18 protein-coding genes are annotated in these 16,655 nt (G+C 60.9%); 14 read left to right on the top strand and 4 right to left on the bottom strand.

Annotated elements, in window-relative coordinates; translation table 11 throughout:
• Positions 1-63 precede the first annotated feature (63 nt).
• The 5 genes from OQ248_RS05355 to purT all read left to right on the top strand — a co-directional run bounded on the left by OQ248_RS05355 (position 64) and on the right by purT (position 3,413).
• Complete coding sequence (locus OQ248_RS05355; RefSeq protein ID WP_119429034.1) at positions 64-663, top strand: CoA pyrophosphatase; 600 nt, start codon at positions 64-66, stop codon at positions 661-663.
• Between the two features lie 47 nt (positions 664-710).
• Positions 711-1,235, top strand: a complete 525-nt coding sequence (locus tag OQ248_RS05350) for a gamma carbonic anhydrase family protein (RefSeq protein ID WP_034154816.1) — start codon at positions 711-713, stop codon at positions 1,233-1,235.
• Positions 1,232-1,444 carry a DUF1289 domain-containing protein gene (locus OQ248_RS05345; protein WP_248744458.1) on the top strand — a complete coding sequence of 71 codons (213 nt, stop codon included), beginning with the start codon at positions 1,232-1,234 and terminating at the stop codon, positions 1,442-1,444. The genes OQ248_RS05350 and OQ248_RS05345 overlap by 4 nt, the downstream gene beginning before the upstream one ends.
• A gap of 219 nt (positions 1,445-1,663) precedes the next feature.
• Positions 1,664-2,131, top strand: a complete 468-nt coding sequence (locus tag OQ248_RS05340) for a preQ0 transporter (RefSeq protein ID WP_114881513.1) — start codon at positions 1,664-1,666, stop codon at positions 2,129-2,131.
• Between the two features lie 100 nt (positions 2,132-2,231).
• Positions 2,232-3,413 (top strand): formate-dependent phosphoribosylglycinamide formyltransferase, encoded by a 1,182-nt coding sequence (gene purT / locus OQ248_RS05335; RefSeq protein WP_114881514.1) that lies wholly within the window; start codon positions 2,232-2,234, stop codon positions 3,411-3,413.
• Between the two features lie 46 nt (positions 3,414-3,459).
• Here purT and OQ248_RS05330 read toward each other — a convergent pair whose 3' ends face one another.
• The 3 genes from OQ248_RS05330 to ccsA form a co-directional block, all read right to left on the bottom strand.
• Complete coding sequence (locus tag OQ248_RS05330) at positions 3,460-4,776, bottom strand: MFS transporter (protein ID WP_265812231.1); 1,317 nt, start codon at positions 4,774-4,776, stop codon at positions 3,460-3,462.
• Between the two features lie 235 nt (positions 4,777-5,011).
• A complete protein-coding gene (locus OQ248_RS05325; RefSeq protein WP_265812230.1) occupies positions 5,012-6,253 on the bottom strand; it encodes a transporter associated domain-containing protein in 1,242 nt (413 codons plus the stop codon).
• A gap of 12 nt (positions 6,254-6,265) precedes the next feature.
• Positions 6,266-7,078, bottom strand: coding sequence for a cytochrome c biogenesis protein CcsA (gene ccsA, locus OQ248_RS05320; RefSeq protein ID WP_085711648.1), 813 nt, complete (start codon positions 7,076-7,078; stop codon positions 6,266-6,268).
• Positions 7,079-7,287: 209 nt separating this feature from the next.
• On the opposite strand from ccsA, the gene ffh reads away from it, so the two are divergent.
• The 6 genes from ffh to OQ248_RS05290 all read left to right on the top strand — a co-directional run bounded on the left by ffh (position 7,288) and on the right by OQ248_RS05290 (position 11,362).
• Entirely contained in the window at positions 7,288-8,664 is a 1,377-nt protein-coding gene (ffh, locus tag OQ248_RS05315; protein WP_085711647.1) for a signal recognition particle protein, read from the top strand.
• Between the two features lie 248 nt (positions 8,665-8,912).
• The gene (gene rpsP, locus OQ248_RS05310) at positions 8,913-9,164 is read left to right on the top strand and encodes a 30S ribosomal protein S16 (protein WP_003198088.1); all 252 of its coding nucleotides are present in this window, start codon (positions 8,913-8,915) and stop codon (positions 9,162-9,164) included.
• A 5-nt stretch (positions 9,165-9,169) separates the two neighbouring features.
• The gene (gene rimM / locus OQ248_RS05305) at positions 9,170-9,706 is read left to right on the top strand and encodes a ribosome maturation factor RimM (RefSeq protein WP_085711646.1); all 537 of its coding nucleotides are present in this window, start codon (positions 9,170-9,172) and stop codon (positions 9,704-9,706) included.
• A gap of 2 nt (positions 9,707-9,708) precedes the next feature.
• Positions 9,709-10,461, top strand: coding sequence for a tRNA (guanosine(37)-N1)-methyltransferase TrmD (gene trmD / locus OQ248_RS05300; RefSeq protein ID WP_085711645.1), 753 nt, complete (start codon positions 9,709-9,711; stop codon positions 10,459-10,461).
• A gap of 45 nt (positions 10,462-10,506) precedes the next feature.
• A complete protein-coding gene (gene rplS / locus OQ248_RS05295) occupies positions 10,507-10,857 on the top strand; it encodes a 50S ribosomal protein L19 (protein ID WP_009047143.1) in 351 nt (116 codons plus the stop codon).
• A gap of 91 nt (positions 10,858-10,948) precedes the next feature.
• Positions 10,949-11,362 carry an acyl-CoA thioesterase gene (locus OQ248_RS05290; protein ID WP_114881518.1) on the top strand — a complete coding sequence of 138 codons (414 nt, stop codon included), beginning with the start codon at positions 10,949-10,951 and terminating at the stop codon, positions 11,360-11,362.
• Between the two features lie 114 nt (positions 11,363-11,476).
• Here the strand turns inward: OQ248_RS05290 and OQ248_RS05285 are convergent, their stop codons facing one another.
• Positions 11,477-13,288, bottom strand: coding sequence for a sodium:proton antiporter (locus OQ248_RS05285; protein WP_265812229.1), 1,812 nt, complete (start codon positions 13,286-13,288; stop codon positions 11,477-11,479).
• A gap of 108 nt (positions 13,289-13,396) precedes the next feature.
• Here OQ248_RS05285 and xerD point away from each other — a divergent pair, with 108 nt between their 5' ends.
• From xerD to OQ248_RS05270, 3 genes are all read left to right on the top strand, one after another.
• Complete coding sequence (xerD, locus tag OQ248_RS05280) at positions 13,397-14,293, top strand: site-specific tyrosine recombinase XerD (RefSeq protein ID WP_265812228.1); 897 nt, start codon at positions 13,397-13,399, stop codon at positions 14,291-14,293.
• 141 nt (positions 14,294-14,434) lie between these two features.
• Complete coding sequence (gene dsbC / locus OQ248_RS05275; protein ID WP_085711641.1) at positions 14,435-15,166, top strand: bifunctional protein-disulfide isomerase/oxidoreductase DsbC; 732 nt, start codon at positions 14,435-14,437, stop codon at positions 15,164-15,166.
• Between the two features lie 131 nt (positions 15,167-15,297).
• Complete coding sequence (locus OQ248_RS05270) at positions 15,298-16,602, top strand: homoserine dehydrogenase (RefSeq protein ID WP_011332618.1); 1,305 nt, start codon at positions 15,298-15,300, stop codon at positions 16,600-16,602.
• The last annotated feature ends 53 nt before the right edge of the window (positions 16,603-16,655 follow it).

Below are 16,655 nucleotides of genomic sequence, written 5' to 3'. Positions count from 1 at the left end.
GGGGCTTGGGCGGCCGCATTGATTGGTGCATGATGCAGGGCAAGGCACAGATCGAGAACACTTATGCTGGACGAGCTACTGCACCGGGTAAGCAATCACACGCCGCGCACGCTGGAGACCGACACGCGTTTCCCCGAGGCCGCCGTCCTGGTGCCGATTACTCGCAGTGACGAACCCGAGCTTGTCCTCACCCTGCGTGCCAGCGGGCTCTCGACCCATGGTGGCGAAGTCGCCTTCCCTGGCGGACGGCGTGACCCGGAAGACCCGGACCTGATCTTCACCGCCCTGCGTGAAGCCGAAGAGGAAATCGGCCTGCCGCCCGGCCTGGTCGAAGTGATCGGCCCGCTCAGCCCGCTGATTTCCCTGCATGGCATCAAGGTCACGCCGTATGTCGGGGTGATTCCCGATTTTGTCGAATATCAGGCCAATGATGCCGAGATCGCTGCGGTGTTCAGTGTGCCCCTGGAATTCTTCCGCAAGGATCCGCGCGAACACACCCACCGCATCGACTATCAGGGTCGCAGTTGGTACGTACCGAGCTATCGTTACGGCGAATACAAGATCTGGGGGCTGACGGCGATCATGATCGTCGAGTTGATCAACCTGCTCTATGACGCCAGAATCAGCCTGCATCGACCGCCGAAAAGCTTTATCAATACCTGAAGCCATCGTTCGAATGGCCAGCCATCGTGAGCCCTGAGGAAAACAAGATGAAATATCGCCTGGGCGACGCCCGCGTCGAAACCCATCCGCAGAGCTGGGTCGCCCCCAACGCCGTGCTGGTGGGCAAGGTCAAGCTGGAAGAGGGCGCCAACGTCTGGTTCAACGCCGTGCTGCGCGGCGATAACGAACTGATCCTGATCGGCAAGAACAGCAACGTGCAGGATGGCACGGTGATGCACACCGACATGGGCTTTCCGCTGACCATCGGCACCGGCGTGACCATCGGCCACAACGCCATGCTCCACGGCTGCACGGTCGGCGACTACAGCCTGATCGGCATCAACGCCGTCATCCTCAACGGCGCGAAGATCGGCAAGAACTGCATCATCGGCGCCAATTCGCTGATCGGTGAAGGCAAGGAAATTCCCGATGGTTCGCTGGTGATGGGCTCGCCGGGCAAGGTGGTGCGCGAACTGACCGAGCCGCAGAAAAAGATGCTCGAAGCCAGCGCCGCGCACTATGTGCATAACTCCCAGCGCTATGCGCGCGATCTGGTCGAGCAGGAAGAATGACAACCCCGGAAAGACCCGTCGCCTCGCCGTGTGTGAGCATTTGTGCGCTGGACGAGGATGACATTTGCACCGGTTGTCAGCGCACGGTCGAGGAAATCACCCGCTGGAGCCGGATGACCAACGACGAGCGGCGGGTGGTACTGGGGTTGTGCCATGAGCGGGCTAAGGCGAGTGGTTTGATTTGGATGTTGCCTTCTTCGAAGTCGTAATCAACCTTTAAAATGCCCTCTCCCGAAGAGAGAGGGGACTGACCGAGCTGTTCTTCCGATCTACATCGGCCTGAAATACCGAGTCGAACTCAAGATTTGAAAAGCCCCCGATCTGCTCCCTTTCCCCCTCGCCCCCTTGGGGGAGAGGGCCGGGGTGAGGGGGTGGCTCTTGATCTTCGGGTCCAGTAACCTGTGCGCCAAATTGACAGGTCGCTCCCCATGATTTTCCTCATCGCCTACATCAGTAGCGTCGTGCTGATCAACTTCGCTTTCTCCACCGCGCCGCACCTGGACATCATCTGGTCGGCCTGGGGCGGGCTGGTGTTCGTGCTGCGCGACATGGTTCAGATCCGTTTTGGCCACGGCGCGATTGTGGCGATGCTGGCGGCGCTGGTGCTGTCCTATGTCACCTCCGATCCATCGATTGCGCTGGCCAGTGCCACGGCGTTCGCGGTGTCCGAGTGCATCGACTGGCTGGTGTTCAGCATCACCAAGCGTCCGTTGCGTGATCGTCTGTGGATCAGTTCGGCGCTGAGCATTCCCCTCGACACCTTCATCTTCTTTGGCATGATCGACCTGCTGACACCGCCGGTGATCATCACCGCCCTGGCCTCGAAGTTCGCCGGTGTGACGGCGGTCTGGCTGATCATGGCCTGGCGCGAACGCAAACAGGCTGTCGCCGGCTGAAGCCAAACCCTCAGGTTCATGTAAAATGCCGCGCTTTCTCCCCATGGAAAGCGCGTCTGGCGTTGCTTTCCTCGATGATCCGCTTCTTTGAGGACCTGAGATGACCCGTATCGGAACTCCATTGTCGCCGACCGCGACCCGCGTATTGCTGTGTGGCTGTGGTGAGTTGGGCAAGGAAGTGGTGATCGAGCTGCAACGCCTGGGCGTTGAAGTGATCGCCGTTGACCGTTACGCCAATGCGCCGGCCATGCAGGTCGCCCATCGCAGCCACGTGATCAACATGCTCGACGGCGCCGCCCTGCGTGCGGTGATCGAAGCCGAGAAGCCGCACTTCATCGTGCCGGAAATCGAAGCCATCGCCACTGCCACTCTGGTCGAACTGGAAGCCGAAGGCTTCACCGTGATCCCGACCGCGCGCGCCGCGCAACTGACCATGAACCGCGAAGGCATCCGTCGTCTGGCCGCCGAAGAGCTGGATCTGCCGACTTCGCCGTACCACTTCGCCGACACCTTCGAGGACTACAGCAAAGCCGTTGAAGACCTGGGTTTCCCGTGTGTCGTCAAGCCAGTAATGAGCTCGTCGGGCAAAGGCCAGAGCCTGCTGCGCAGCGCCGATGACGTGCAGAAAGCCTGGGACTACGCACAAGAAGGCGGTCGTGCCGGTAAAGGTCGCGTGATCATTGAAGGCTTCATCGATTTCGACTACGAAATCACCCTGCTGACCGTGCGTCATATCGGTGGTACCACGTTCTGTGCACCGGTCGGTCACCGTCAGGAGAAGGGCGACTACCAGGAATCCTGGCAGCCACAAGCCATGAGCCCGATTGCTCTGGCTGAGTCCGAGCGCGTTGCCAAAGCCGTGACCGAGGCGTTGGGTGGCCGTGGCCTGTTCGGCGTCGAGCTGTTCATCAAGGGCGATCAGGTGTGGTTCAGCGAAGTGTCGCCGCGCCCGCACGACACTGGTCTGGTGACCCTGATTTCCCAGGATCTGTCACAGTTCGCCCTGCACGCCCGGGCAATCCTTGGTTTGCCGGTGCCGCTGATCCGTCAGTTCGGCCCATCGGCTTCGGCGGTGATTCTGGTGGAAGGTCAGTCGACCCAGACCGCATTCGCCAATCTTGGCGCTGCGCTGAGCGAGCCGGATACCGCGCTGCGTCTGTTTGGCAAGCCTGAAGTCAACGGCCAGCGCCGCATGGGCGTGGCACTGGCGCGTGATGAGTCGATCGAGGCCGCTCGTGCCAAGGCGACCCGTGCTTCCCAGGCGGTCGTTGTAGAGCTGTAATCCCGCTGTCTGATCGCTCCCGCCCGTGCGGGAGCGATCTTTGCGCCTACGACACCTGATTCAGGTCGTTATGGCGCGTTTCCTTCAGGCACAGCACGGCGATCAAGCTCAGCACCGCCGCCCCCGACACATACCCGCCGACATAACTCAAACCACCCATCGCCACCAGTTTCTGCGCAAAGAACGGCGCCGCCGAGGCTCCAACGATGCCGCCGAGGTTGTAGGCTGCAGATGCACCGGTATACCGCACGTGTGTCGGAAACAGTTCCGGCAGCAGCGCGCCCATCGGGGCGAACGTCACGCCCATCAGGAACAGCTCGATGCACAGGAACAGCGCCACGCCCCAGGTCGAGCCCTGAGTCAGCAACGGCTCCATCAGAAATCCGGAAAGAATCGCCAGCACACCGCCGACGATCAGCACCGGCTTACGTCCATAACGATCACTGGCCCAGGCCGACAACGGTGTCGCGGCTGCCATGAACAACACGGCGAAGCACAGCAGACCGAGGAATGTCTCGCGGCTGTAGCCCAGCGTCGACACGCCGTAGCTCAGGGAAAACACCGTCGAGATGTAGAACAGCGCATAGCAGACGACCATGGCGGCAGCACCCAGCAGCGTCGGTGCCCAGTATTGGCTGAACAGCTCGACCAGCGGCACTTTCACTCGCTCCTGGCGGGCGATGGCGTTGGCGAACACTGGCGTTTCGTGGAGTTTGAGGCGCACGTACAGCCCGACCATCACCAGTACCGCACTGAGCAGGAACGGTATCCGCCAGCCCCAACTGCGAAACTGTTCGTCATTGAGCGTCATGGCCAGGGTCAGGAACAGGCCGTTGGCTGCCAGAAAACCGATCGAAGGGCCAAGCTGAGGGAACATGCCGAACCAGGCGCGTTTGCCTTTCGGCGCGTTTTCGGTGGCCAACAATGCCGCGCCGCCCCATTCACCGCCCAGTCCGAGACCCTGACCGAAGCGCAGCACACACAACAGGATCGGCGCCCACGCCCCGATGCTGTCGTAACCCGGCAGCACGCCGATCAGCGTGGTGCAGACACCCATCAGCAGTAGGGAGGCCACCAGTGTGGACTTGCGCCCGATCCGGTCGCCGAAATGCCCGAACAGCGCCGAACCCAGCGGGCGGGCGAGAAAGGCGATACCGAAGGTGAGGAATGCAGAGAGCATCTGCGCTGTGCCGGACGTCTGCGGAAAGAATACCGGCCCGATTACCAGTGCGGCGGCGGTGGCATAGACGTAGAAGTCGTAGAACTCGATGGCCGTGCCGATGAAGCTCGCGGTGGCCACTCGGGTGGCGGAATTGGTCGGTTGGGTCGGCGCGGTGTCGCTGTAAGCGGTACTGGTCGTCATGCGGTGATCCCTGACAGTCATGAGCTCCGTTGGAGCGAATTATTATGGTCGACTACCCGGGGATGTGGGATAGGGCGCGAGCGCTGTTTCAGGTAGGAACAGTCGTCGGTGTGATGCGGAAAGCGGCGATGAACCGGCCGGAACCTGTCGGGTGCGGGGTAAGCACGGGGTTCGGCGGGGCTTGGGTAAGCACCGCGATTATAGGAAGGTGGCTAACGATTGAACAAGGGGCGAGCTAGCGGACGGGAGTGAGTGCCGGTGCCGAGGTGGTGTGCCAGATGAGCACTTTGCTCACGCGGTTTTCCTCGGTTTCGAGGATCTCCAGGCGATAGCGGCCGATCTTCAGGCACACCGCGCTTTCCGGAATGGTTTCCAGCGCTTCGGTCACCAGGCCATTCAGGGTTCGCGGGCCGTCGCTGGGCAGATGCCAGCCCAGGCATTTGTTCAGCTCGCGGATCGAGGCGGCGCCATCGATTACCATGCGCCCGTCGGCCTGCGGATGGATGTGCGGGTTGTCGAGGCTGTGCTCGCTTTCGAATTCTCCGACGATTTCTTCGAGAATGTCTTCCAGGGTGACGATCCCCAGCACTTCGCCGTATTCGTCCACCACCATGCCCAGGCGACGCTGCTGCTTGTGGAAGTTCAGCAGTTGTAATTGCAGCGGTGTGCTTTCCGGGACGAAGTACGGCTCGTAACTGGCGGCCAGCAAGGCTTCGCGGGTCAGGCTGTGATCGTCGAGCAAATGACGGACCTGCCGGGTATTGAGGACCGCCTCGACCTGGTTGATGTCACTGTGGAAGACCGGCAGGCGCGTGCGTTTGTTGTGGCGCAACTGTTCGATGATCTCTTCGATCGGATCGTCAAGATTGATGCCGTCGACGTCACTGCGCGGCACCAGGATGTCGTTGACCGTGATGTTGTCCAGCGCGTGGATACCGGAAACCGGGTGCGTGCGTGACGGATGTTCCGGGTCGTCATGGCGTTCCGGCGGGACGTCGTCTTCGCTCTGCTGCACGACCTGAGGCTTGCGCACCAGCGGACGCAACAGCAAACCACTGATGCTGCTCAGCAGCCATGCGAGCGGATAGATCACTTTCAGCGGTACTGCCAGCAACGTGTTGCCGAATGACAGCACGGCGTCCGGATAACGTTGGGCGAGGGTACGCGGGAAATAGTCGGCAAACACCAGCAATACGGCGCCGGCACCCAGGGTGGCTGCCCAGGGACCGTTTTCTTCACAGAGGAAAATCGCCAGCAGCGTGGCAAGCACCACGGCGAGCGCGCGGCACAGGGTGTTGCACAGGATCAGGCTGTCGAGCGGAAAGCTGAGTTTTGCCAGTGGCTTGTCACTGGCACGCGACGCGGTGCGTTGTGCCAGCAGATGCTGTTGCGCCACTTCGATGGCGGTAAACAACCCCGACCAGAGAATCAGCAGGACAAATACCGCGAGCATCGGCCCTATGGGCAAACCGTCCATTTATGCCGCCCGTCAGATGTGCAGGATGTATTCACGGACCAGTTTGCTGCCGAAATACGCCAACATCAGCAGGCAGAAACCGGCGAGGGTCCAGCGGATCGCTTTGTGGCCGCGCCAGCCCAGGCGGTTGCGGCCCCACAACAGCACGCTGAACACGATCCAGGCCAGGCAGGCGAGCAGGGTCTTGTGCACCAGGTGCTGGGCAAACAGGTTCTCGACGAACAGCCAGCCGGAAATCAGCGACAGCGACAGCAGCGTCCAGCCGGCCCAGAGGAAGCCGAACAGCAGGCTTTCCATGGTTTGCAGCGGCGGGAAGTTCTTGATCAGCCCGGACGGGTGCTTGTTCTTGAGTTGGTGATCCTGCACCAGCAGCAACAACGCCTGGAACACGGCGATGGTGAACATGCCGTAGGCAAGGATCGACAGCAGGATGTGCGCGAGGATGCCCGGCTCTTCGTCGATGATCTGCACGGTGCCGGTCGGCGCAAACTGCGCCAGTAACACGGTGATCGCCCCCAGCGGGAACAGCAGGACCAGCAGGTTTTCCACCGGGATCCGCGAGCAGGCCAGCAGGGTCAGGGCGATGACCGCTGCGGCAATCAGGCTCGACGCACTGAAGAAGTCCAGGCCCAGACCGATCGGCGTCAGCAGGTGAGTCAGCAGGCTGGCACTGTGGGCCAGCACGGCGAGCACGCCAAGCGTGACCAGCAGGCGCTTGTTGGCCTTGGCGCCGGTGGCCAGGCGGGTGCCCTGATAAAGGGTCGCAGCGGCATAGAGAAGGGCGGCGGCGAGGGTGGTCAGCAAACTCGGTGACAAGGGGAGCATAAATCCTGTTAGGCAAGCCCGAAAGGCGCTGAGTTTGGCATAGAACGGTCATCGCACGAAAGACCGGCAAGCTGACAGCGAGGTGTCCGCCAGACGCAGTCTTCGCTATAATCCGCGACCTGCCCACGCCGCAGGCTCGCCGAGTACATGTTGATTCCGGTCCGGGCCGCCATTATCCCGGTCTACACAGGGCCTGAAAGGATCGCGCAATGTTTGAAAACTTAACCGACCGTCTCTCGCAGACGCTGCGCCATGTCACCGGCAAGGCGAAACTGACCGAAGACAACATCAAAGACACCCTGCGTGAAGTGCGCATGGCGTTGCTCGAAGCCGACGTTGCCCTGCCGGTGGTCAAGGACTTCGTCAATTCGGTCAAGGAACGCGCTGTCGGCACCGAGGTGTCGCGCAGCCTGACGCCGGGCCAGGCGTTCGTGAAGATCGTCCAGGCCGAACTCGAAAGCCTGATGGGCGCGGCCAACGAAGACTTGAACCTGAGTGCCGTGCCGCCTGCCGTCATCCTGATGGCCGGTCTGCAGGGTGCCGGTAAAACCACTACCGCCGGCAAACTGGCGCGCTTCCTTAAAGAGCGCAAGAAGAAGTCGGTCATGGTCGTGTCGGCGGACATCTATCGTCCTGCTGCTATCAAACAGCTGGAAACCCTGGCCAACGACATCGGCGTGACGTTCTTTCCGTCCGACCTGAGCCAGAAACCGGTCGACATCGCCAACGCGGCTATTAAAGAAGCAAAACTGAAATTCATCGACGTGGTCATCGTCGATACCGCCGGTCGTCTGCACATCGACGAAGAGATGATGGGCGAGATCAAGGCGCTGCACGCCGCGATCAATCCGGTCGAAACCCTGTTCGTGGTTGACGCCATGACCGGTCAGGACGCCGCCAACACGGCCAAGGCCTTCGGCGATGCACTGCCGCTGACCGGCGTGATCCTGACCAAGGTCGACGGTGACGCCCGTGGCGGTGCCGCACTGTCCGTGCGTGCCATCACCGGCAAGCCGATCAAGTTCATCGGTATGGGCGAGAAGACCGAAGCCCTCGACCCGTTCCACCCTGAGCGTATCGCTTCGCGGATCCTCGGCATGGGCGACGTGCTCAGCCTGATCGAACAGGCTGAAGCGACCCTCGACAAGGACAAGGCCGACAAACTGGCCAAGAAGCTGAAGAAGGGCAAGGGCTTCGACCTCGAAGACTTCCGCGATCAGCTGCAACAGATGAAGAACATGGGCGGCCTCGGCGGCCTCATGGACAAGCTGCCGAGCATCGGTGGCGTCAACCTGTCGCAGATGGGCAACGCCCAGAGTGCGGCAGAGAAGCAGTTCAAGCAGATGGAAGCCATCATCAATTCCATGACCCCGGCCGAGCGCCGCGATCCCGAGCTGATCAGCGGTTCGCGCAAGCGCCGGATCGCCATGGGCTCCGGCACGCAGGTGCAGGACATCGGTCGCTTGATCAAGCAGCACAAGCAGATGCAGAAGATGATGAAGAAATTCTCCGCCAAGGGCGGAATGGCGAAAATGATGCGCGGCATGGGCGGAATGCTGCCCGGCGGCGGCATGCCAAAACTGTAAAAGAACTCGCCGGTCGTCGCACCGGCGCAGTCCCGCATGGATGCGGGATCCACAGCAAACCCGCATACGGCGGGAGCTGACTGGCCGTTTTCATTGACGGCTCTACCGCAAATCAGCACGGCATGCCATAGGCGCCGGAAAAAGTCATTTGCAAAAGTCCGGATATTCCTTAGAATATGCGGCCTTTCGGGCACCCATGCCCGCTGTGCATTTAGATTTGCAGCACCGACTACAGGAACGATGTTCACATGCTAACAATCCGTCTTGCCCTTGGCGGCTCCAAAAAGCGCCCGTTTTACCACCTGACCGTAACCGACTCCCGCAACCCGCGTGACGGTTCCCACAAAGAACAGGTTGGTTTCTTCAACCCTGTTGCCCGTGGTCAGGAAGTTCGTCTGTCCGTGAACCAAGAGCGCGTAGCCTACTGGCTGAGCGTTGGTGCACAGCCTTCTGAGCGTGTTGCTCAGTTGCTGAAGGAATCGGCTAAGGCTGCGGCCTGAGCAATATGAACGCGACGCCTGCTGTTGCCGATGATTTGATCGTTATTGGCAAAATTTATTCTGTTCACGGCGTTCGCGGCGAAGTGAAGGTTTATTCCTTTACTGATCCGACTGAAAACCTGTTGCAGTACAAAACCTGGACGCTCAAGCGCGAAGGTAATGTCAAACAGGTCGAGCTGGTCAGTGGACGTGGGAGCGACAAGTTCCTGGTCGCAAAGCTCAAGGGTCTTGATGATCGTGAAGAAGCTCGTCTTCTGGCCGGTTACGAGATCTGCGTGCCGCGCAGCCTGTTCGCTGAATTGACCGAAGGCGAGTACTACTGGTACCAGCTGGAAGGTCTGAAGGTTATCGACACACTTGGGCAATTGCTCGGGAAAATCGATCATCTTCTGGAAACCGGCGCCAATGATGTAATGGTAGTCAAGCCTTGCGCTGGCAGCCTGGATGATCGCGAACGCCTGTTGCCCTATACGGAGCAATGCGTGTTGGCAGTCGACCTTGCAGCGGGCGAGATGAAGGTGGATTGGGACGCGGACTTCTAAGCGTGGCTAACTTGCGCGTAGAAGTGATCAGTTTGTTTCCCGAGATGTTTTCCGCCATCGGCGACTACGGCATCACCAGTCGAGCGGTCAAACAGGGGCTCTTGCAGCTGACCTGTTGGAATCCGCGGGATTACACGACGGATCGGCATCACACTGTGGACGATCGCCCGTTTGGCGGTGGTCCGGGCATGGTGATGAAGATCAAGCCCCTGGAAGATGCTCTGGTTCAGGCCAAGGCAGCAGCCGGGGAGGCGGCGAAGGTGATTTACCTGTCCCCCCAAGGCCGTCAACTGACTCAGTCGGCGGTACGCGAACTGGCTAAATCGGATGCATTGATCCTGATTGCCGGTCGCTATGAAGGCATTGACGAGCGTTTTATTGATGCTCATGTCGATGAAGAGTGGTCGATTGGGGACTATGTCCTGTCTGGCGGCGAGCTGCCGGCGATGGTCCTGATAGATGCGGTTACACGACTGCTGCCCGGAGCTTTAGGGCATGCGGACTCCGCGGAGGAAGATTCCTTCACGGATGGTTTGCTGGATTGCCCGCACTACACCCGACCGGAGGTGTATGCGGATCAGCGTGTTCCCGACGTATTGCTAAGTGGCAATCACGCACACATCCGGCGTTGGCGTTTACAGCAGTCCCTTGGTCGGACCTATGAACGACGCGCCGATCTTCTGGAAAGCCGCTCGCTTTCTGGAGAAGAGAAGAAGCTGCTCGAGGAATACATCCGCGAGCGGGACGATAGTTAACAACGTATCGATGGTAGATCCGACGATTTACCTTAGGAGCACAGCATGACCAACAAAATCATCCTTGCACTCGAAGCAGAGCAGATGACCAAAGAGATCCCAGCCTTTGCCCCGGGCGACACCATTGTCGTTCAGGTGAAAGTGAAGGAAGGCGATCGTTCCCGTCTGCAAGCGTTCGAAGGCGTTGTAATCGCCAAGCGTAACCGCGGCGTGAACAGTGCGTTCACCGTTCGTAAAATCTCCAACGGTGTTGGCGTAGAACGTACTTTCCAGACCTACTCCCCGCAGATCGACAGCATGGCTGTCAAACGTCGCGGTGACGTACGTAAAGCCAAGCTGTACTACCTGCGCGACCTGTCGGGTAAAGCAGCTCGCATCAAGGAAAAACTGGCTTAAGTCCAGCTTCCGATGCAGAAAAAAGCAGCCTACGGGCTGCTTTTTTGTTGTCCGCAATTTATCCACAGCACCATTGCTTCAGGCCGTATCCATGACATCTCGCGAGCAAGAAATCGAACGCCGCACCGAACTCTCGGTGACCCGCGTGACCAAGGCGGTCTTCCCGCCGACCACCAATCACCACAACACCCTGTTCGGCGGCACCGCCCTGGCCTGGATGGATGAAGTGTCGTTCATCACCGCCACGCGTTTCTGCCGTCTGCCGCTGGTGACGGTCTCCACCGACCGGATCGATTTCAACCATGCGATCCCGGCAGGTTCCATCGTCGAGCTGGTCGGGCGGGTGATCAAGGTCGGCAACACCAGCCTCAAGGTCGAGGTGGAAGTGTTCGTTGAAAGCATGAGCTGCGACGGGCGTGAGAAAGCCATTCACGGGCAGTTCAGCTTCGTTGCCATTGATGATGACAAGCGGCCAGTGCCCGTGTTGCCAGGTTTCGCGGCCTGACCCGGCACCGAGCCGCAGCATTCGCGGGCAAGCCCGCTCCCACAGGTTCTGTGCCGGACACAATTTCTGTGATCGACACGAACCTTGTGGGAGCGGGCTTGCCCGCGATTGGGTTTATGCGCCGCCGCTGATCTCAGGCTGAATCAACGCCAGCAACGTCCACCCCGGCCCCGGTTTCAGCACGGTCTCCGGCGTCACCACATGCACCCAACCGCTGTCATCGCGCATGAAGAGCAGTGTCGCGCGGTTGCCATGCAGCGCCCGGTAATCGTCCCAGCCAAACCCGTCCGTCAGCGTCGTGCTATACAGATCGGCGCCCTGGCCCAACTGGCTGGCCAGCCTGGCGTAAGTGAGCGCCTCGCTCCCCAGTTGATTGCCGCGATGTTCCAGGCTGGCGCGGTGCTTGTCGCTGCGCCGGCTTTCATGACCACTGGCCAGTCCGAACAGGCGTTGATGGCCAAAGTCATGTCGAAAGCGCATGGCTGCCAGCGTATTGAGTTCGCCGGACGGTGACAGCGCCAGCAAATGTCCCAGTCCCACCAGATCCAGATGCGCATCCGCGTGCTGCGAGGCCGGATTGCCGAAGTAGGTCGGCAAGCCCTCCATGCGCGCTGCCCGAATGTTTTCCCAGCTCGAATCGGTGAGCAGTACCCGGCTGCCCAGTTGTTGCAGGGACTTGCCGAGCAGGCGCGCCGGGCCGTTTGCACCAACGATCAGGAAACCGCTGGGTGCCGGTTCCGCCACCTTCAACAGGCGCGCCAGTGGTCGGGCGGTCGCACTTTGCAGCACGACGGTGCCGATGATCACGGCGAAGGTCAGCGGCACCAGCAACAGCGCGCCTTCATGGCCTGCTTCATCCAGGCGAATCGCAAAGATCGCCGAGACTGCCGCCGCGACGATCCCGCGCGGGGCGATCCAGCACAACAATGCACGCTCACGCCAACTCAGGCTCGAACCGGCGGTACTCAAGACTACGTTCAGCGGGCGGGCGATCAGCTGGATCACCAGTAACAAAATCAGCACCAGTGGCCCGAGACCGATCAGCGCGTGCAGGTCCAGCCGAGCCGCCAGCAGAATGAACAACCCGGAAATCAGCAGCACGCTGAGGTTTTCCTTGAAGTGCAGGATGTGCCGCACATCCACGCCCTTCATGTTCGCCAGCCACATGCCCATCAGCGTCACCGCCAGCAGCCCGGATTCGTGCATGGTCTGGTTGGCGGCGATGAATATCCCCAGCACGGCGGCGAGCGATGCCAGATTGTGCAAATACTCCGGCAGCCATTGGCGTCGAATAATCGTGCCGAGCAGCCAGCCACCGGCGATGCCGAACGCGCTGCCGCAGACAATCACCCCGCCGAAGGTGAGCAGGCTCTGTTCCAGGCCATGGCCTTCGGTGCGGGCAATGATGAAGCTGTAGACCACCACCGCGAGCAGCGCGCCGATCGGGTCGATCACAATCCCTTCCCAGCGCAGGATGTTGGCGATCGAAGCCTTCGGTCGTACCACGCGCAGCATCGGCACGATCACGGTCGGGCCGGTCACCAGGGTCAGGCTGCCGAACAGGATGGCGAGCAGCCAGTCGAAACCCAGCAGCCAGTGAGTCGCCACCGCAATCACTATCCAGGTCGAGAGCGCACCGAGGGTCACCAGCCGATGCACGACGCTGCCGATCTCGCGCCACTCCGACAGGTGCAGGGTCAGGCTGCCCTCGAACAGGATCAGCGCCACTGCCAGCGACACCAGCGGCATCAGCAGCGGACCGAACATTTCCTGTGGGTCGAGCCAGCCCAGCACGGGGCCGGCGAGAATGCCGGTCAACAGCAGAAACAGAATCGCCGGCAACTTCAGCCGCCACGCCAGCCATTGACAGCCCAGAGCGGCAGCACCGATACCGCCGAAGGCCAAGAGAATTTGCTGCTCGTTCATTGAAGCTCCCTGTTCCTTGAAATAGCGGGCTATGAAAGACTAGCGAGCCTTTCAACCGTTCACTGTTTATTTGCGCGTCGTGCTTTTGCCGGCGCGCCCAGAGTGCCCATGCCTGCCATCGACCACCCGCTGATTGACCAATTCCTCGATGCCCTGTGGCTGGAGAAAGGCCTGTCCGATAACACTCGCGATGCCTACCGCAGCGATCTGGCGCTGTTCAACGGCTGGCTGCAGGAGAAAAACCTCGAGCTGATCAACGCGGGTCGCGAGTTGATCCTTGATCACCTGACCTGGCGTCTGGAGCAGAACTACAAACCCCGTTCCACCGCGAGATTTCTCTCGGGCGTGCGTGGCTTTTATCGCTATTTGCTGCGAGAAAAACTGATCTCGGTCGATCCAACCTTGCGCGTCGACATGCCGCAACTGGGCCGGCCGTTGCCCAAATCACTGTCGGAAGCCGACGTGGAAGCGCTGCTGAAGGCACCGGATTTGAGCGAAGCCATCGGCCAGCGCGACCGTGCCATGCTCGAAGTCCTTTACGCCTGTGGGTTGCGGGTGACCGAGCTGATCAGCCTGACCCTGGAGCAGGTCAACCTGCGGCAGGGCGTGTTGCGGGTGATGGGCAAGGGCAGCAAGGAGCGGCTAGTGCCGATGGGCGAGGAAGCGATTGTCTGGGTCGAGCGCTACCTGCGCGATGGTCGCGGCGAGTTGCTGGGCGGGCGCCCGAGTGATGTGCTGTTTCCAAGCCAGCGCGGCGAGCAGATGACTCGCCAGACCTTCTGGCACCGCATCAAGCATCAGGCCAAGGTTGCCGGGATCGGCAAATCGCTGTCGCCGCACACACTGCGTCACGCCTTCGCGACGCACCTGCTCAACCATGGCGCCGACTTGCGCGTGGTGCAGATGCTGTTGGGCCACAGCGACCTGTCGACCACGCAGATCTACACGCACGTCGCCCGGGCGCGGTTGCAGGATCTGCACGCCAGACATCACCCGCGTGGCTGAGCGTTCTGCCTTGCGACAGGCGCATTCGGCCACGGGAGCCTTATGTGGTAGGCTTTGCCGGTTTGCACGATGGACGGTTATGACCCGGTGTTCCGGCACGGGCGTTCTGATCGTTCCATTTGTCCGCCTTCAGGAGTTCACATGCGTCTGACCCAGATTTTCGCCGCCGCAGCCATTGCGTTGGTCAGCACCTTTGCCGTCGCCGATGATGCGGCCGACAAAGCCATCCGCCAGAGCCTGGAAAACCTCCAGCTCGACGTTCCGGTGGACACCATCACCGCCAGCCCGCTGCCGGGCCTTTACGAAGTCAAGCTCAAGGGCAGTCGCGTGCTGTATGCCAGCGCCGACGGCCAGTACATCGTTCAGGGCTACATGTTCCAGCTCAAGGACGGCAAACCGGTCAACCTGACCGAGAAGACCGAACGCCTGGGCATTTCCAAATTGATCAACGGCATTCCGGTCGCCGAGACCGTGGTTTACCCGGCCGTGGGCGAGACCAAGTCGCACATCACCGTGTTCACTGACACCACTTGCCCGTACTGCCACAAGCTGCACGCCGAAGTGCCTGAGCTGAACAAGCGCGGCATCGAAGTGCGTTACGTGGCGTTCCCGCGTCAGGGCCTGGGCTCGCCGGGTGACGAGCAACTGCAAGCCGTGTGGTGCTCGAAAGACAAGAAGGCCGCCATGGACAAGATGGTCGATGGCAAGGAAATCAAGGCTGCCAAGTGCGAGAACCCGGTTTCCAAACAGTTCGCCCTCGGTCAGTCGATCGGCGTGAACGGCACGCCGGCCATCGTTTTGGCTGACGGACAAGTCATTCCGGGCTACCAGCCTGCGCCACAAGTCGCCAAACTGGCGCTGGGCGCGAAGTAATTCGCATCGTCGCGCCAAGGCGTGACGAGCGTGGCCCGGCGGCAACATGGCCGGGTCATCAATAGAGAGCCGCGATTGCGCGGTTGTTTTCACGGCCGGCCTCGCGTCGGCCGTTTTATGGGGAGTTCACAGTGAAACCGGTCAAAGTAGGCATCTGTGGGTTAGGGACCGTCGGTGGCGGAACCTTCAACGTACTTCAGCGCAACGCCGAGGAAATCGCTCGTCGTGCCGGGCGTGGAATCGAAGTGGCACAAATTGCCATGCGCACGCCAAAGCCTCAGTTCCAGACGACCGGTATTGCGATTACCAACGATGTCTTCGAAGTGGCCACGAACCCTGAGATCGACATCGTCATAGAGCTGATGGGCGGCTACACCGTTGCCCGCGAGCTGGTACTCAAGGCCATCGAGAATGGCAAGCATGTGGTCACCGCGAACAAGGCTCTGATTGCCGTTCACGGTAATGAAATTTTCGCCAAGGCCCGCGAGAAAGGCGTGATCGTGGCGTTCGAAGCGGCGGTAGCCGGCGGCATTCCGGTGATCAAGGCGATCCGTGAAGGCCTGTCCGCCAACCGTATCAACTGGGTCGCCGGGATCATCAACGGCACCGGCAACTTCATCCTCACCGAAATGCGCGAGAAGGGTCGCACCTTCGAAGACGTGCTGGCCGAAGCGCAGGCGCTGGGTTACGCCGAAGCCGATCCGACCTTCGACGTCGAAGGCATCGACGCAGCGCACAAGCTGACGATCCTGGCGTCCATCGCGTTCGGTGTGCCGCTGCAGTTCGACAAGGCCTACACCGAAGGCATCACCAAGCTGACCACCGCCGACGTGAACTACGCCGAAGCGCTGGGCTACCGCATCAAGCACCTGGGCGTGGCACGCAGCACCGCCGCCGGTATCGAGCTGCGCGTACACCCGACGCTGATCCCGGCCGATCGTCTGATCGCCAACGTCAACGGCGTAATGAACGCGGTAATGGTCAACGGCGATGCTGCCGGTTCGACCCTGTTCTACGGCGCCGGCGCCGGCATGGAGCCGACCGCATCGTCGGTGATTGCCGACCTGGTGGACGTGGTTCGCGCCATGACCTCCGACCCGGAAAACCGCGTGCCGCACCTGGCCTTCCAGCCGGACTCGCTGTCGGCCCATCCGATCCTGCCGATCGAAGCCTGCGAAAGCGCCTACTACCTGCGCATCCAGGCCAAGGACCACCCGGGCGTACTCGCTCAGGTGGCGAGCATCCTCTCGGAGCGCGGCATCAACATCGAGTCGATCATGCAGAAGGAAGTCGAGGAACACGACGGCCTGGTGCCGATGATCCTGCTGACCCACCGCGTACTGGAGCAGCACATCAACGATGCGATCGCCGCCCTCGAAGCCCTGGCGGGTGTTGTCGGTCCGGTCGTGCGGATCCGTGTCGAGCACCTGAACTAAGCCGATCTCCTTCACCGGGCCCGTCTGCGGGCCCGGTGTTGTGAACACTGTCC

It is taken from the genome of Pseudomonas sp. COW5 (genome assembly GCF_026240005.1).
In the GTDB taxonomy this organism is placed as follows: domain Bacteria; phylum Pseudomonadota; class Gammaproteobacteria; order Pseudomonadales; family Pseudomonadaceae; genus Aquipseudomonas; species Aquipseudomonas kribbensis.
The sequence above is the reverse complement of the archived record's forward strand: the minus strand, read 5'-3'. Positions and strand labels throughout refer to the sequence as shown.

Bases quoted from the DNA above. Each gene is read 5' to 3' on its own strand.
- OQ248_RS05355 (WP_119429034.1), top strand. From the start codon at position 64: ATGCTGGACGAGCTACTGCACCGGGTAAGCAATCACACGCCGCGCACG.
- OQ248_RS05350 (WP_034154816.1), top strand. From the start codon at position 711: ATGAAATATCGCCTGGGCGACGCCCGCGTCGAAACCCATCCGCAGAGC.
- OQ248_RS05345 (WP_248744458.1), top strand. From the start codon at position 1,232: ATGACAACCCCGGAAAGACCCGTCGCCTCGCCGTGTGTGAGCATTTGT.
- OQ248_RS05340 (WP_114881513.1), top strand. From the start codon at position 1,664: ATGATTTTCCTCATCGCCTACATCAGTAGCGTCGTGCTGATCAACTTC.
- purT (WP_114881514.1), top strand. From the start codon at position 2,232: ATGACCCGTATCGGAACTCCATTGTCGCCGACCGCGACCCGCGTATTG.
- OQ248_RS05330 (WP_265812231.1), bottom strand. From the start codon at position 4,776: ATGACGACCAGTACCGCTTACAGCGACACCGCGCCGACCCAACCGACC.
- OQ248_RS05325 (WP_265812230.1), bottom strand. From the start codon at position 6,253: ATGGACGGTTTGCCCATAGGGCCGATGCTCGCGGTATTTGTCCTGCTG.
- ccsA (WP_085711648.1), bottom strand. From the start codon at position 7,078: ATGCTCCCCTTGTCACCGAGTTTGCTGACCACCCTCGCCGCCGCCCTT.
- ffh (WP_085711647.1), top strand. From the start codon at position 7,288: ATGTTTGAAAACTTAACCGACCGTCTCTCGCAGACGCTGCGCCATGTC.
- rpsP (WP_003198088.1), top strand. From the start codon at position 8,913: ATGCTAACAATCCGTCTTGCCCTTGGCGGCTCCAAAAAGCGCCCGTTT.
- rimM (WP_085711646.1), top strand. From the start codon at position 9,170: ATGAACGCGACGCCTGCTGTTGCCGATGATTTGATCGTTATTGGCAAA.
- rplS (WP_009047143.1), top strand. From the start codon at position 10,507: ATGACCAACAAAATCATCCTTGCACTCGAAGCAGAGCAGATGACCAAA.
- OQ248_RS05290 (WP_114881518.1), top strand. From the start codon at position 10,949: ATGACATCTCGCGAGCAAGAAATCGAACGCCGCACCGAACTCTCGGTG.
- OQ248_RS05285 (WP_265812229.1), bottom strand. From the start codon at position 13,288: ATGAACGAGCAGCAAATTCTCTTGGCCTTCGGCGGTATCGGTGCTGCC.
- xerD (WP_265812228.1), top strand. From the start codon at position 13,397: ATGCCTGCCATCGACCACCCGCTGATTGACCAATTCCTCGATGCCCTG.
- dsbC (WP_085711641.1), top strand. From the start codon at position 14,435: ATGCGTCTGACCCAGATTTTCGCCGCCGCAGCCATTGCGTTGGTCAGC.